We start from the raw sequence: 14,166 nt of genomic DNA on the forward strand, positions 1-14,166 counted from the left end.
GGCGGTGCGGTCGAGAAGTCGCTCTCGATCTACACCTGGGGCGACTACGACGCCCCCGAGGTGATCGACGCCTTCGCCAAGACCGGCCCCAAGGTGACGCTGGACTCCTACGGCTCCAACGAGGAGCTGATCTCGAAGCTGGTCGCGGCCAAGGGCACCAGCGGCTACGACATCGTGGTGCCGACCGGCGTCTACATCCCTCAGCTGATCGAGAACGAGATCATCGTCCCGTTCAACAAGGACCTGATCCCCAACATGGCCAAGGTCGACCCGCAGTTCCTCGGCCAGGACTGGGACCCGGACAACGAGTTCTCGGTCTGCAAGTGCTGGGGCACCACCGGCTTCGTCTACGACACCACCGTCATCAAGCGCGACCTGGCCACCTGGAACGACTTCATCGACGCCATGCAGAGGGAGGCCTCGGGCAAGACCTCGCTCCTCGACGACCCGCAGGGCGTCGCGGGCCTCTACTTCTGGGCCAACGACATGGACTGGAACACCGAGGACATGGCCGACTACGACGCCTTCGAGGCCGAGGCGGTCGAGAGCTGGGCACCCCACATCGCCGGCTTCGACTCCTACCCGTCCACCGGCGCCATGCAGCAGAACACCTTCGCACTGATGCAGAACTGGAACGGCGACGCCCGGCTCGGCATCCTCGAGCACAAGCAGCCCGACCGCTGGAAGTGGGTCCTGCCCGGACCGAGGACCGAGCTGTGGATGGACAACTGGTGCATCCCGACCGGCGCGCCCCACCCCGAGGCCGCGCACGCGTTCCTCGACTTCGTGCTGGAGCCGGAGAACTCCTTCCTGGAGATGGACTACATCGGCTACCACACCGGCACGCTCGGCATCGAGGAGATGGCCAGGAAGCGCAAGGTCGAGCTGCCCGAGATGATCTTCTTCACCGATGAGCAGCTCGCCACGATGGAGAACGGCGCCGTCAACGAGGCCCAGGACCGGCGTACGGAGGTCTACGACAAGCTGAAGGCGGCCGCCAGTGCGTGAGCGGCCAGTGCGGGAGCGAGCCGCCAGGAGGCTGCCGGGATGGGTCCTGGCGGTCCCCGCCTGGCTGTGGCTGACGGTCTTCTTCGTGGTGCCGTTCCTGCAGGTCGCCTGGTTCAGCCTCGGCGAGAAGCCCGGCATGTTCGGCACCCACAGCAACGAGGTGATGTCGTTCGACCGCTACGCGGAGGCGTTCAGCTCGACCTTCTTCACCATCTTCCGGGCGACACTGTGGATGAGCCTGATCGGCACGCTCGCCTGCCTGCTGGTCGCATTGCCCGCTGCGTACTTCATGGCATCGAAAGTGCCCGCCCATCGTCGCGGGCTGCTGGTCGCGCTGGTGATGGTCCCCTACTGGACCTCGTTCCTGATCCGGACGATCGGCTGGAAGGTGATCCTCTCCTCCGAGGGCGCCCTGGCCGGCTTCCTCACCGAGGTCGGTCTCGTCTCCGACCCGCACGCCCTGCTCAACACCCGCGGGGCGGTGCTGCTGGGCCTGATCTACAACTACCTGCCGCTGATGATCCTGCCGCTGTACGTCGCGTTCGACCGCGTCGACGGCGCGCTCGGTGAGGCGTCGAAGGATCTCGGCGCCGGCCGGGTGCGGACGTTCTTCCAGGTCACGCTGCCGCTCGCGCGTCCAGGGATCATCGCCGGCATCGTGCTGGTCTTCATCCCGATGATGGGCGACTACGTCACCCCGGCCGTCCTCGGTGGCGCCAAGGGCACGATGGTCGGCTCGCTGATCGCCAGCCAGTTCCTCACCGCTCAGAACTGGGCGCTCGGCTCCGCCATGGCGGTGGTGCTCATCCTGCTCACCATGGTCGTCGTCGTGCTCGCCATCTCGCTGCTGTGGGGCGTGGGATGGCTCGTCCACCGCCGTAGTCGGCTCGTCATCGGCCTCGCTCCGCCGCCGGAGACACGGGTGCGGGCGAAGGAGGTGGCGACCGCATGAGCAGACCCTCCGGCACCAACATCGCGCTCGGCGCCTGGACGGCGCTGGTCTTCCTCTTCCTGTTCGCACCGATCCTCGTGATCGGCATCTACTCCTTCAACGGCGGCCGGCTGCTCAGCACCTGGGGCGGCTTCAGCCTGGAGCCGTTCACCGCGATCGTGGACCGGCCGACGGTACGCCACGCCGTGGTCGTCTCGCTGCAGACCGCGGTCGTCGCGGCCGTCCTGGCCAGCGCGCTCGGCACCCTCGCGGGGATGGCGATGGCCCGCTTCCCCGGACGCTGGACGGGGCCGTTCACGGTGCTTTTGCTGCTGGTCTCGGTGACACCGGAGATCGTCGACGGCATCGCGCTGCTCCCCTGGTTCGTGACGCTCGGCCAGGACTGGTCGCTGCTGCCGTTCAGCAACGGCTACGTACGTCTCGTCATCGGTCACTCGCTCTTCGCGACCGCGGTCGTCACCTACATCGTGCGTGCCCGGCTGGTCGGGCTGGACTCCTCGCTGGAAGAGGCCTCGGCGGACCTCTACGCCCGCCCGGTCGCGACCTTCTTCAAGGTGACGCTGCCGCTGGTCGCGCCCGCGGTGCTGGCCGGCGGGCTGCTGGCGTTCACGCTGAGCCTGGACAACACCGTGATCTCGTCCTTCATCAACGTCTCCGGCACGACCTCGTGGCCCGTCTACGTCTTCTCCGCGGTGCGCTCCGGTCTCCGGCCCGAGATCGCCGCCGTCTCCACCCTCCTGCTGGTCGTCACGCTGCTCGCCCTCGGCGTGGTAGCGCGGGTGCTGAAGCGTTCTGGCGCCTCGGTCACCGACACGATGGCCGCCGCCTGATGGCTGCCCCCGGTGGTCGAACCGGTCGAGACCCCAGCCCCACACCGGAGGTCGAGACGGTCGAGACCCCACCCCCACACCGGAGGTCGGGACGGTCGAGACCCCACCCCCACACCGGAGGTCGAGCCTGTCGAGACCCCCACGCCCCAAGCCCTACGCTGACCGGATGAACGACGCCCGAAAGCCGAAGGACACGGCCGGTGACGCCGCGGCCCGCGGGTCCCGTCGACGCGAGCGCACCCGCGCCCGGCTGCTCGACGCCGCCGAGCAGCTGCTCTCGCAGCACGCCCCCGAGGAGATCCGGATCGAGGACGTCGCCGCCCTGGCGGGGATCTCTCCGGCCTCGGTCTACGTGCACTTCGGCACCAAGGACGGGCTGATGGCAGCCGTCACCGAGCGAGTGCTGACCGTGGCCACCGAGACCCTCCGGGCCGCGTACGCCGCGCAGACGACGCCGCTCGAGCGGTTCGCAGGCGTGGGGTCCGCCTACCTCAAGCTGCTGCTGGAGCACCCGACGGTGGTGAAGTACCTGTCGGTCACCGGCGAGCGCGGCCCCCGCTCAGCGGTGGAGGATCAGGTCGTCGAGCGCTTCAGCGAGCTGCGGGGCGAGTTCGAGCAGAGCATCCGCGAGGCGGTCGACTCCGGCGCGATCCGGAAGGTCGATCCGGAGCTGCTGTCCTACTTCCTCTTCGGCTCCTGGAACGGCGTAGCCGCGCTGGCGCTGCGCCGGGACGCCCTGGCCGTGGCGCCGGAGCGCGTCGAGATGGCTGTGATCGAAGCCGGCCTGGTGCTGCTCGAGGGTCTGATCCAGGCTCCGCCTCCTGCCTGACGGGCGACAGATTCCGGCAGCGGGTCTTGGCGGGACCGGTCGGAGGGAGTTAACTGGAGTCCGACTCCAAATCACTGCTCCGAAAGCGACCGTTGATGACGCAGACCGCGACTCCCCCCACTCAGGGCCACGAGGCCGCCGACGAAACCTGGGACGCCGTGGTGGTGGGCGCCGGGCCGGGCGGCCTCACCTGCGGCGCCTACCTGGCCGCCAACGGCAAGCGGGTCCTGGTGCTCGAGGCCAACCAGGTCGTCGGCGGCAGCACCCAGGTCTTCCGGCGAGCGGGCAACAAGTTCGAGTTCGACGTCGGCACCCACTACGTCGGCGAGTGCGGCCCCGGCGGCCGGATGCAGACCGCGCTGACCGGCCTCGCGCTGACCGAGCGGATCAAGTGGCTGCGCCAGCGCCCCGAGGGCCACTGCCAGGTGATGATCCCCGGCACCACCTTCCAGACGCCGACCGGCTGGGACACCTACCTCGACCGGCTCGTCGCGGCCTTCCCCGGCGAAGAGGCCGGGCTGCGCCGCTGCGTACGCATCATGCGGATCATCGCCGCCGGGGAGCGGCCGCGGCTGCGCCCCTATCATCTGCTGCGCTGGGGCATCCGGCCGATCACGAAGCTGATGGACGCCTGCGGCCTGAGCGCAGACGCGCAGGCCGTGATCCTCGCCGAGAACGGCGACTACACCTGGCCGCCCTACCGCACGCCCACCGCGATGCACGCCGGCTTCCTCCACCACTACCTCCAGGCCGGCGCCTACTACCCGCGCGGCGGCGGGCAGGTCATCGGCGCCCACCTCACCGACGTCATCACCACTCACGGTGGCCGGGTGCGCACCAAGGCCCGCGTCGAGCGCATCCTCATCGAGGACGGACGAGCGGTCGGCGTACGCCTGGCCGACGGTGAGGAGATCCGTGCCGAGGCCGTCGTCTCCGCCGCCGACTTCAAGAAGACCTGGGCCGACCTGGTCGGCGACGAGCACCTGACCCGGCGCCTGCGCCGCCGGCTCCGGGACCTCGAGATGACGCTGCCGATGTTCGCGGTCTACGTCGCCCTCGACGTAGACCTGCGCGAGCGCGGCACGCCGCCGCTGGCGTGGGTGTGGCCCACCAACGACGTCGACGGCTACTACCGCGAGGTCGAGGCGGGCCGCGCGCCCGAGCAGATGCCCGTCGGGATCAGCTGCCCCACCGCCAAGGACCCAGAAGGTACGCACTCGGCGCCGCCGGGGTACTCCACGCTCGAGCTGGTCAGCTGGGCACCGAAGGGTCACGAGTTCTGGAACGTCTCGGGGGACCCCACCGAGGGTGCCGCGTACGGCCGTGACGAGCGCTACCTCGAGCTCAAGGAGCAGCTCACCCAGCGGGTGCTCGACACCGCCGAGCTGATGATCCCGGACATCCGCGAGCGGATGGTGTTCTGCGAGGCCTCCACGCCGATCACCCAGGAGCGCTTCACGATGACCAGCGACGGCTCCTGCTACGGCATCGCGCCGCTCATCAAGAACCTCGGCCCCTTCCGGCCGCGGGTCACCACCCACATCCCCGGCCTGTTCCTCGCCGGCGGCAGCACCGAGCACATGTTCGGCATCAACGCCACGATCTGGGGCGGCATGGGCACCGCGGGCGCCGTGCTCGGTCGCGACCTCGTCGCCGAGGTACGCGACGGCGCGGTCTTCGTCGACGAGGCCGACCTGACCCCGATCACCGACGGCTTCGACCCGCTCCTCGCCTCGAAGCCGGGCTCGGTGATCCGTCGCGCCGCCCGGCGTCGCCCGAAGGCGACCGCCTGAGCGACATCTCGGGGCAGATGCGCCGACTCGGCGTTGCCTGCTGGGGCAGATGCGCCGAGTCGGCGAGGGGGGTCAGTTGACCTTGCGCACGCGGTCGCCCCAGTAGGGCTCGCGGAGCTTGAACTTCTGCAGCTTGCCGGTGGCGGTGCGGGCGAGGGTCTCGCGGAACTCGACGACGGTGGGCGCCTTGTAGCCCGCCGCGCGCTCCTTGCACCAGGCGATCAGCTCGGCCTCGGTCGCGGTCGCGCCCTCGGCGAGCACGACGAGGGCGAGGATGGTCTCGCCCCACTTCTCGCTGGGGATGCCGATGACGGCGACCTCGGCTACGGCGGGGTGGAGGAAGAGGACGTCCTCGACCTCGGCGCTCGCGACGTTCTCGCCGCCGGTGATGATGACGTCCTTGATGCGGTCGGAGATGGTGAGGTAGCCGTCGTCGCCGAGGCTGCCGCCGTCGCCGGTGTGGAACCAGCCCTCGGCGAGCGCCTTCTCGGTCTCCTCGGGCTTCTCCCAGTAGCCCTCGAGCACCACGTTGGAGCGGGCCAGCACCTCGTTGTTGGGCGAGACGTCGAGGCTCACCCCGATCGCGGGCGCACCGGCCCGGGTGAGCTTCGCGGCGCGCTCCATCGGGTCGAGGTCGTCCCACTCCGCACGGGTGCGGTTGATGGTCAGCAGCGGGGAGGTCTCGGTGAGGCCGTAGATCTGGATGAACTCCCAGCCGAGCTCCTCCTGGACCCGGACGACGGTCTTCGTCGGCGGCGGGGCGCCGGCCATGATGATCCGCACCTTGTCCCGCCCGGGAACCTCGCCCTCGGTCTCCTGCCACTGCGGCAGCGCGTCGAGCACGGCGGCCGCCACCGCGGGAGCGGCACACATGTAGGTGACTCCGTGGTCGCGTACGCGGCGCAGGATCTCCATCCCGTCGACCTTGCGCAGCACGATGTGCTGGATGCCGAGACCGGTCGCGGCGAACGGCATGCCCCAGCCGTTGGCGTGGAACATCGGCAGCGTGTGCAGGTAGACGTCCCGGTCGGTCAGACCGGCGTGGAGCCCGAAGGTCATCGCGTTGGTCCAGATGTTGCGGTGGGTGATCTGCACACCCTTGGGCCGCGCGGTGGTGCCGGAGGTGTAGTTGATCGTCGCGGTCGCGTTCTCGTCGGGCTCCCACGGCGTCGGCTCGACACCCTCCGCGTAGAGGTTGGCGTCGTCACCGAGCACGAAGCGGTGCTTGGCGGTCACCTCGGCGAGCGCCTCGTCGACCTCGGGGTCGACCCACAGCACCGAGGCGCCGGACTGCTCGACGATGTAGGAGACCTCGTCGGGCCGGAGCCGGAAGTTGACCGGGACCAGGATGCGCCCGTAGCCGGAGACGCCGTAGAACGCGGTCAGCAGCCGCGCGGAGTTGTGGGAGACGATCGCGACCCGCTCCCCCACGCCGACGCCGAGCTCGTCGAGCTTCGCCGCCATCCGCTTGGCGAGCGACTTCATCTCGGCGTACGTCACCTCCCCGAGGGAGGCGGCCGGCTGGTCGGGCTCGTCGACGACGCCCACCCGATCGCCGTAGACGGATGCGGCACGGTCGATGAAGTCGTTGACGCTGAACGGAACGAACACGGGCTACCTCCAGTTGCATGTCGTGACCAGCATCACTGTAGCCATGTGCGCGGCATCGATGAGAGGTCTCTCATGAACCCCCGCACCCGCCTGCCGATCGGGCATCATCGAAGCGTCATGACCCGCATCCTGAAGCTCCTCGTCCCGCTCGCCGTCCTGGTGGTCGTCGGCATCTATCTGGCCGACTCCTTCGCCGGCGCGTCGGAGAACGACCCGCCGCCCCGGGAGCCGGTCGTGCTGCCCTCGCAGAGCGGTTCGCCGTCCGCGCCACCGTCCTCGAGCCCGGGATCCTCGACGAGCACGGATCCCTCGGGTGTCCCGGTCGTCACTCCCGATCCCGTCGACGATGATGATGACGACGGCGACGATGACGACCACGACGACCTCGATGACAACGACTGACCCCGAGCCTCCGGTGACCACGAAGCCCCCGCTGCGGCGGGGGCTGTCCGTGCGTGCCCGGATCACGGCCTCGGTCGCGCTGCTGGTCACCCTCGCCCTGGCGGGCGCGGGTCTCATCGTCTACGCCGTCGAGCTCAGCCGGGTCGATGCCGCGACCATCCGGGAGATGGAGCAGGAGCTCGACGAGTTCTCCCGGCTGCGCGACGAGGGCGTGAACCCGGAGACCCGGGCGCCGTACGACGTGGAGACCCTGCTGCTGACGTTCCTGCGCCGCAACGTCCCCGACGACGACGAGCTCCTCGTCGCCTGGGTCGACGGGCGGCCGCGGGCGCACTTCCCCGAGGACCCGCTGGTCGGCACGCAACGGTTCAGCCGAGCCGTCGCCGACGTGGTCGCCGAGGGTGGGACCACCTACCTCGACACCGCCGACGGCGAGGTACGCATCACCAGCCAGCCCGTGCGGCAGGACACCGATCGCGGCACCACCGAGGGTGCCCTGCTCGTCGTCTCCTACCTGGAGGAGGACCGGGCCGAGCTGCGCAGCACCATGCGCACCTACACGATCGTGGCGGTCCTCCTCGCGCTGCTCGTCACCCTGGTCGCGGCCTGGCAGTCGGGGCGGCTGCTGGCACCGCTGACCCGGCTGCGGCAGGCCACCGGCGCGGTCAGCGCCAGCGACCTCTCCGCCCGGCTGCCGGAGTCGGGCAACGACGACATCTCCGCGCTGACCAGGAACTTCAACGACATGCTGGCCCGGCTGGAGCAGGCCTTCTCCGACCAGCGGCAGTTCCTCGACGACGCCGGCCACGAGCTGCGTACGCCGCTGACGATCATCGGCGGTCACCTCGAGCTCCTCGACGAGTCCGACCCGGCCGAGGTCGAGCAGACCCGGCGCCTGGCGCTCGACGAGGTCGACCGGATGAGCCGGCTGGTCGGCGACCTGATCCTGCTGGCCAAGCACGACCGCCCCGACTTCCTCACCCTGGAGGAGGTCGACGTCGACATGCTCACCGAGGACATCGTGGCCAAGGCGAGCGCGCTCGGTGACCGCGACTGGCACCTCGACGAGGCCGTCCACGCCACCTGGCGCCTGGACCCGCAGCGGGTGACCCAGGCGATGCTGCAGCTGTGCGACAACGCCGCCGGCCACACCGCGCCCGGCGACCGGATCGCGGTCGGCTCGGCGATCGTCGACGGCATGCTGCGGCTGTGGGTGCGCGACACCGGCGCCGGCGTACCCGTCGAGGAGCGCGGCCGCATCTTCGAGCGGTTCGCCCGCGGCAGCGAGACCGGGTCGGGCGACCGCCCGGGGCTCGGCCTCGGCCTGGCCATCGTCTCGGCCATCGCCGGCGCCCACGGCGGCACCGTCGGGGTCGAGGACGCGCAGCCGACCGGCGCATGCTTCACGATCACCCTGCCCGCACGTCACGGAGGAGAGGCATGGCCCGCATCCTGATCGTCGAGGACGAGGACCGCATCGCGGCCTTCCTCGCCAAGGGCCTGAGCGCCGACGGCCACCAGGTCAGCACCGTCGGCGACGGGCTGCAGGGGCTGGAGGAAGCGCTCAGCGGTGCGTTCGACCTGATGGTGCTCGACATCGGCTTGCCGACGATCGACGGCTTCGAGGTGCTCGACCAGCTCCGCGCGCAGGGCTCGCGGATGCCGGTGGTCGTGCTGACCGCGCGCGACTCGGTCCACGACACCGTCTCCGCGCTCGAGGGCGGCGCCGACGACTACCTCGCCAAGCCGTTCCGCTTCGCCGAGCTGCGAGCCCGGATCAACGTACGCCTGCGGCAGCAGGACCGCACCGACGCCGAGGTGGGCGAGCTGCGCTCGGGCTCGGTGGCCCTCGATCTGCGTACGCGGCGGCTGCGGGTCGACGGCCGCGAGACCGACCTCTCCGCGCGGGAGTTCGCGCTGGCCGAGGTGCTGCTGCGCAACCCCGGGCAGGTGCTCTCCCGCGCGCAGCTGCTCGACCTGGCCTGGGACATGGACTTCGACCCCGGCTCCAACGTCGTGGACGTCTACGTCGGCTACCTGCGGAAGAAGCTGGGCTCGGCCCGGGTGGAGACCGTCCGCGGGATGGGCTATCGCTTTCAGCCCTGAGGGGTACGACGGGGAGTTCGACAGAACTCCCCGTCGTACCCCGGTATCAGTGGATCCGGAGGCCGCCGAGGGAGGCTCTGGGGAGGCGGTCCACGGCTGGGGAGACGGTCTCGGCCACCTCGGCCGGGGTCGGGCGGTCGTCCGGGGCCGGGGCCAGGCAGGCGTCGATGATCTTCGTGACCTCGGGCGGGGTACGTCTGGGGAGTGCCGCTGCCCGCTCGACCAGCTGTGGGTAGCGCTCGGTGCGGTCGGCGGCGGCCGGGTCTCCGTGCGGGAACGGCCGCTCGCCGGCGACGGCGTGGAAGAGGGTCGCGCCCAGTGCCCACACGTCGCTGGCGGGGCCGACCTCGCCGCGATCGCCGGGCAGGCACTGCTCCGGCGACATGTACGCGTCGGTGCCGATCTCGTGGCGCAGTGCGGCCGCCGCAGCGACCGACCGGGCGACGGAGAGGTCGATCAGGCGGGCCGGGGAGCCCATGATCAGGTTGCTCGGCTTGATGTCGAGGTGGACCCAGCCCGAGCGCCGCAGGTAGTGCAGCGCCGAGGCGAGGTCGAGCGCGAGCGGCAGGTACTGCTGCTCCGGGAGGCGCCCGTGCCGGCGGATCAGCGTGGAGAGCCGCGGGCCCTCGACGTGCTCCATCACCACGTAGGGCCGCTCGGCGTCGAGGTCCTCGCGCAGCCCGCGAACGAGGACCGGGTGACGCAGCCGCGTCAGCGCGTCGGTCTCCCGGCGCAGCGCGTTGCGGCTGGTCTCGCTCTCGACCAGGTGCGGTCGCAGCACCTTGGCCACGACCGGGCCGTAGGTGATCTCGTCGAAGGCCAGGAACGCCTCGTACGACGACCCGCCCCCGAGCAGCCGCATCGCGGTCAGCTCGGGGGTGATCGCGTCACCCTGGACCAGGCCCCAGGTGTCGGTCATCGCTCTGTTCAGCCCCTGGTGTCGTCGCGCGTGTTGTCGCGGGTGTTCTTGGTGCTGTCCCGCGTGTTGTCCCGGGTGTTCTTGGTGTTGTCGCGCGTGTTGTCGCGCGTGTTGTCGCGCGTGTTGTCGCGCGTGTTGTCCTTGGTCGCCCGGGAGACGCCGGTGCCGTTGGTGGCGGTATCGGCGGTGGCGTCGTCGCGCGTGACATCGGCAGCGTCGTCGGCGTCGTCATCGTCCACGTCGTCGACGGTGGTCACCAGCGTGCTCGACTTCTCCTCGCGCTTGGCGTAGCCGTCGTCGTCGACAGCGGCAGCGCTCTGGTAGGTGAGCACGCCCGCGGCGAGCACACCGACCAGGCCGGTCCCCAGCAGCATCGGAAGCTTCTTCATCATTCGTCCTCTCGCTTCTGCCCCGGGCGTTCCCGGGGCCGTGCAAGAACCATCCCGCCCGCCGGTGAGGTGATCGTGAGACGACCATGAGAGCTCTCTCATGAGCGAGCCGGTTCGGGCCCTGGGGCCGGTGGTGGTAGGAACGTCCCCGTGCAGAGCAGGGAATGGCGCGAGATCGCGCTCAAGGTCGGTGTGCTCCTGCTGATCGGTGTGCTGATCTCGGTCGCGGGATACGGTTACTCCCGTTCACGCTTCCGCGAGCACGCCGTCGAGTCGGCGGAGAAGGCCGCCGGCGGGTTCGTGAAGACGACCAGCTGGACGAAGGTCGAGGCCGAGCCGGAGCTGGTGGACCAGTGGGAGCAGGCCTGCCCCTCCGTCCAGACCGCGCCCGCCGAGGAGACGGCCGACGCCCGCGGTCATCTGGAGAAGGTACGCATCAGCTCGACCGAGCTCACCGAGACCGGTGCCACCGTCGAGCTGACCCCCGACGGCGGCCGGTCCGTGTTCACGCTGGTGGTGAAGCGATCCGGTGAGGGCAAGGACGAGGAGTGGCACGTGACCGAGGTCAGCTGCGCCACGCCCTGAGTCTGTCCGGCTCGGTGTCGGGCGACTCGGTGGCGGCCCAGACCTTGCGCCACTCGGCGATCTCCTCACCGGCCGGGTCGGGCGTCCGCGCCTCCGCGGCCCGGCGCATCGAGGCGTACCAGTCGGTCGCGTCCTCGTCGAGCAGCCTGGCCACGGCGGCCCGGATCCTGGGCGCGAACTCGCGCATCGACTCACCCTCTGCCGGACGGAGCGGCTCGCCGAAACGTACGGTCAGCTGGCGGCGGCCACCGGACCGGTCCTTGCCGGGCCAGCTCACCCCGCGCGGCATCGCGGCGTAGGTGCCGCGGTGGGCGATCGGGACGACGGGGACGCCGTACTCGATCGCCAGGTAGGCCGCGCCGGAGCGGAACCGGCCGACGGTACCGTCCTTGGAGCGGGTGCCCTCGGGGAAGACGACCAGCGACCAACCCTCGGCCAGCACATCGCCCGGCGCGTTCGCGAGCGCTCCGCCGCGGCGGTCGATCGGCAGCGTGTTGAAGACCAGCGAGGAGCCGACCGCGCGCCACCAGGTGTCGAAGAAGTAGTCGGCTGCGGCCGCCACAGCCGTACGCCGCCGCCACTGGTCCGGCAGGCTCAGCAGGATCAGCGGGGTGTCCAGGTGGGAGGCGTGGTTGGCCACGAAGATCACCGGACCGTCGAGCTTGTCGAGCACGTCGAGCCCCTCGACCTGGGTCTTCACCTGCGAGCGGAAGACCGCCTCCAGCCCGGCCTGCGCGACCTCTCGGACCGCCCGCGCGGGTGGCCTGCGCGACCACTCGTTGTCGAAGACCGTCGTCGTCGCCGGAGGTACGAACGGCTCCGCCGACCGCGGCACCTGCGCTCGGCGCCCCCACCGCCAGCCCCGCTTGAACAGGCGTACGTCGCGGACGGTGTCCTTCCAGAAGCTGCTCACTCTGCGCACCTCCCGTGCACCGGTGGTCGAGCTTGTCGAGACCTCCCATGTGCCGGACCGACCACGCGAACCGCCCCCGCTGGTCGAGCCGGATTCGTGAGGAACGAACGGATCCGTGTCGAGACCAACACGGTCCTCTCGGCGCTCGAATCGACCGTGTTGGTCTCGACACGCTCGCTGGCGCTCGCGGCTCGACCGACGACAGCACCCCCGGCTCGACCGACGACGGCGCTCATCGGACGTCCGCCAGCAGGTGCGGAGGGTTGCGCAGGTAGGTGATCGACGGCGACGGTCCGACGGTGGACGAGGCCATCTCCAGCGCGTCGCGCAGAGTGGTGGCCGAGCGGAACCCCATCCGCGCCGCGGCCTTCGGGTTGCCGCCGACCCAGATGACGTCGCCGAGGTGATCGAGGGCGTGCGCGATCCAGTACCACATGTAGAAGGGGTGGACGCCGTGGTAGGCGTTCGAGGTGCGGTAGAGGTGGACGTACCAGGGATCGGTGGCGAACTGCTCCTCGAACTTCGGCCCGATCAGGGCCGGGTCGGTCGTGTCGGCCAGCACCTCCTCGTAGAAGTCGACGTAGGAGGGATGGGTGAGGGTGTTGAAGCCCTCGTCGAGCGGGTGATAGAGGATCGCGACGCCGCCCTCGCGCACGACCGGCTGGCGCAGGTAGGAGTTGAAGTAGTAGCCCAGGCCCATGCAGGCGGCCAGGATCGGGTTCATGGTCGAGTTGACGTTGTAGGGGCCCAGGTAGGGCACGCCCATCACCATCACGTCCGACTGGCCCTCGACCTTGACCCGTTGCTGCTGGTGGACGCGCTGCACGGTCAGCTCGTGGACCGGCTCGACAGCACCCGCGGTGATGCCGGTCAGGCCGTAGTTGGAGCGCAGGTCGTGGAACATCTTGTGGCGCAGCTTCTGCGGCGCGACCGCCAGCCCCCGACGCAGGCCGAGCACGGTCGCCTGGTCGCGCAGCGACCACTCCCACTCGCGCTTGAGCAGCGTGTCGTACGGCTTCCCGAAGACCTCGTTGTCGAGCGTCGTCTCGATCTGGAAGACCTTGACGTGCTCGCCGATCAGGCGGCCCATCCGCCAGGCCGAGGAGTGCATCTCGGAATGCTTGTGGTCCATGAACGAGCGCGAGTGGACCATCGTCTTGGCGTTGTGGTGGTGCTTGATCGACTTGTAGGAGGCCAGCCCGATGCCGACGGACTTGTGGCCACCGTCCATCGCGACCAGGTTGACGTTGACGTAGACGAGCAGGTCGGAGGTGGCCGCCCGCTTGTTGATCTCGACGTCCTCGCCCTTGTCGGTCATCCCCATGTGCTCGAGGTTGGAGCGGTCCTCGGCGTCGTGGTTGTAGAGCAGCCCCTGCGGTGCGAAGGAGCGGAAGACCCGCTCCCCCACGATGTGCTTCATCTCGGCGTCGGTCATCCGGCGGTGCAGTGCGAGCGCGGCGATGATCTCGACGTCGTCGACGCCCTTCTCGGCCGCGATGGTGAGCACCTGCTCGATGATTCGGCCGCGGATGTCGGGCGCCTTCATGGTCGGCAGCGGCAGGGAGAGGTCGTCGAAGGCGATCGTCAGCCGCATCCCCGGGAACATCAGCTCGCGCAGCGGCTCGGCGTCGACCGGGTTGTCGAGCGCCTCCCGGATCGCCTCGTCGACGTCGGGCACCGTCGGCAGCGACTCGGGCGGGTAGACCACCCGGGTGCCCTGCGGGAACTCCTCCAGACGGAACCCGAGCCCCTCGTGGACGAGCAGGGGCGGCGTACGGTCATCGACCTCGAGCACAAAGCCTGGCCGTGTCATCGTGTCACTCCTTCTG

14 protein-coding genes are annotated in these 14,166 nt (G+C 70.0%); 9 read left to right on the plus strand and 5 right to left on the minus strand.

Going from position 1 to position 14,166, the window contains the following annotated elements; all coding sequences use genetic code 11:
• From IEY81_RS18090 to IEY81_RS18110, 5 genes are all read left to right on the plus strand, one after another.
• Positions 1-1,008, plus strand: a 1,008-nt coding sequence (locus IEY81_RS18090) for a polyamine ABC transporter substrate-binding protein (protein ID WP_229787973.1), incomplete at its 5' end; no start/stop codon positions are given.
• A complete protein-coding gene (locus tag IEY81_RS18095; RefSeq protein WP_229787974.1) occupies positions 1,001-1,960 on the plus strand; it encodes an ABC transporter permease in 960 nt (319 codons plus the stop codon). The genes IEY81_RS18090 and IEY81_RS18095, both read left to right, overlap by 8 nt.
• Positions 1,957-2,790, plus strand: coding sequence for an ABC transporter permease (locus IEY81_RS18100; protein WP_189119893.1), 834 nt, complete (start codon positions 1,957-1,959; stop codon positions 2,788-2,790). The genes IEY81_RS18095 and IEY81_RS18100 overlap by 4 nt, the downstream gene beginning before the upstream one ends.
• 166 nt (positions 2,791-2,956) lie before the next feature.
• Entirely contained in the window at positions 2,957-3,619 is a 663-nt protein-coding gene (locus IEY81_RS18105) for a TetR/AcrR family transcriptional regulator (protein WP_189119894.1), read from the plus strand.
• A 95-nt stretch (positions 3,620-3,714) separates the two neighbouring features.
• On the plus strand, positions 3,715-5,412 hold the full coding sequence (locus IEY81_RS18110) for a phytoene desaturase family protein (protein WP_189119895.1): 1,698 nt from the start codon (positions 3,715-3,717) through the stop codon (positions 5,410-5,412).
• Positions 5,413-5,484: 72 nt separating this feature from the next.
• Here IEY81_RS18110 and IEY81_RS18115 read toward each other — a convergent pair whose 3' ends face one another.
• Positions 5,485-7,023, minus strand: coding sequence for an AMP-binding protein (locus tag IEY81_RS18115; RefSeq protein WP_189119896.1), 1,539 nt, complete (start codon positions 7,021-7,023; stop codon positions 5,485-5,487).
• Positions 7,024-7,140: 117 nt separating this feature from the next.
• Here IEY81_RS18115 and IEY81_RS18120 point away from each other — a divergent pair, with 117 nt between their 5' ends.
• The 3 genes from IEY81_RS18120 to IEY81_RS18130 are packed head-to-tail and all read left to right on the plus strand — an operon-like array spanning position 7,141 to position 9,531.
• The gene (locus IEY81_RS18120; RefSeq protein ID WP_189119897.1) at positions 7,141-7,425 is read left to right on the plus strand and encodes a hypothetical protein; all 285 of its coding nucleotides are present in this window, start codon (positions 7,141-7,143) and stop codon (positions 7,423-7,425) included.
• On the plus strand, positions 7,412-8,881 hold the full coding sequence (locus IEY81_RS18125) for a sensor histidine kinase (protein ID WP_229787975.1): 1,470 nt from the start codon (positions 7,412-7,414) through the stop codon (positions 8,879-8,881). The genes IEY81_RS18120 and IEY81_RS18125 overlap by 14 nt, the downstream gene beginning before the upstream one ends.
• Positions 8,866-9,531: a response regulator transcription factor gene (locus IEY81_RS18130; RefSeq protein ID WP_189119899.1), complete on the plus strand. Its 666-nt coding sequence runs from the start codon at positions 8,866-8,868 to the stop codon at positions 9,529-9,531. The genes IEY81_RS18125 and IEY81_RS18130 overlap by 16 nt, the downstream gene beginning before the upstream one ends.
• Before the next feature lie 46 nt (positions 9,532-9,577).
• On the opposite strand, the gene IEY81_RS18135 is transcribed toward IEY81_RS18130, so the two are convergent.
• Positions 9,578-10,450: a serine/threonine-protein kinase gene (locus IEY81_RS18135; RefSeq protein WP_189119900.1), complete on the minus strand. Its 873-nt coding sequence runs from the start codon at positions 10,448-10,450 to the stop codon at positions 9,578-9,580.
• Positions 10,451-10,458: 8 nt separating this feature from the next.
• Entirely contained in the window at positions 10,459-10,839 is a 381-nt protein-coding gene (locus tag IEY81_RS18140; protein ID WP_189119901.1) for a hypothetical protein, read from the minus strand.
• A gap of 150 nt (positions 10,840-10,989) precedes the next feature.
• Between IEY81_RS18140 and IEY81_RS18145 the strand changes: the two genes are divergently transcribed.
• Entirely contained in the window at positions 10,990-11,424 is a 435-nt protein-coding gene (locus tag IEY81_RS18145; RefSeq protein WP_189119902.1) for a hypothetical protein, read from the plus strand.
• Here IEY81_RS18145 and IEY81_RS18150 read toward each other — a convergent pair.
• Both IEY81_RS18150 and larAH read right to left on the minus strand, forming a co-directional pair.
• A complete protein-coding gene (locus IEY81_RS18150) occupies positions 11,405-12,337 on the minus strand; it encodes a lysophospholipid acyltransferase family protein (protein WP_229787976.1) in 933 nt (310 codons plus the stop codon). The genes IEY81_RS18145 and IEY81_RS18150 overlap by 20 nt on opposite strands.
• A gap of 232 nt (positions 12,338-12,569) precedes the next feature.
• A complete protein-coding gene (gene larAH, locus IEY81_RS18155; protein WP_189119904.1) occupies positions 12,570-14,150 on the minus strand; it encodes an NPN-dependent hydroxyacid isomerase, LarAH14/15/16 family in 1,581 nt (526 codons plus the stop codon).
• Positions 14,151-14,166 lie beyond the last annotated feature (16 nt).

This window comes from Nocardioides luteus, from assembly GCF_014648595.1.
GTDB classification, from domain to species: Bacteria; Actinomycetota; Actinomycetes; order Propionibacteriales; family Nocardioidaceae; genus Nocardioides; species Nocardioides luteus.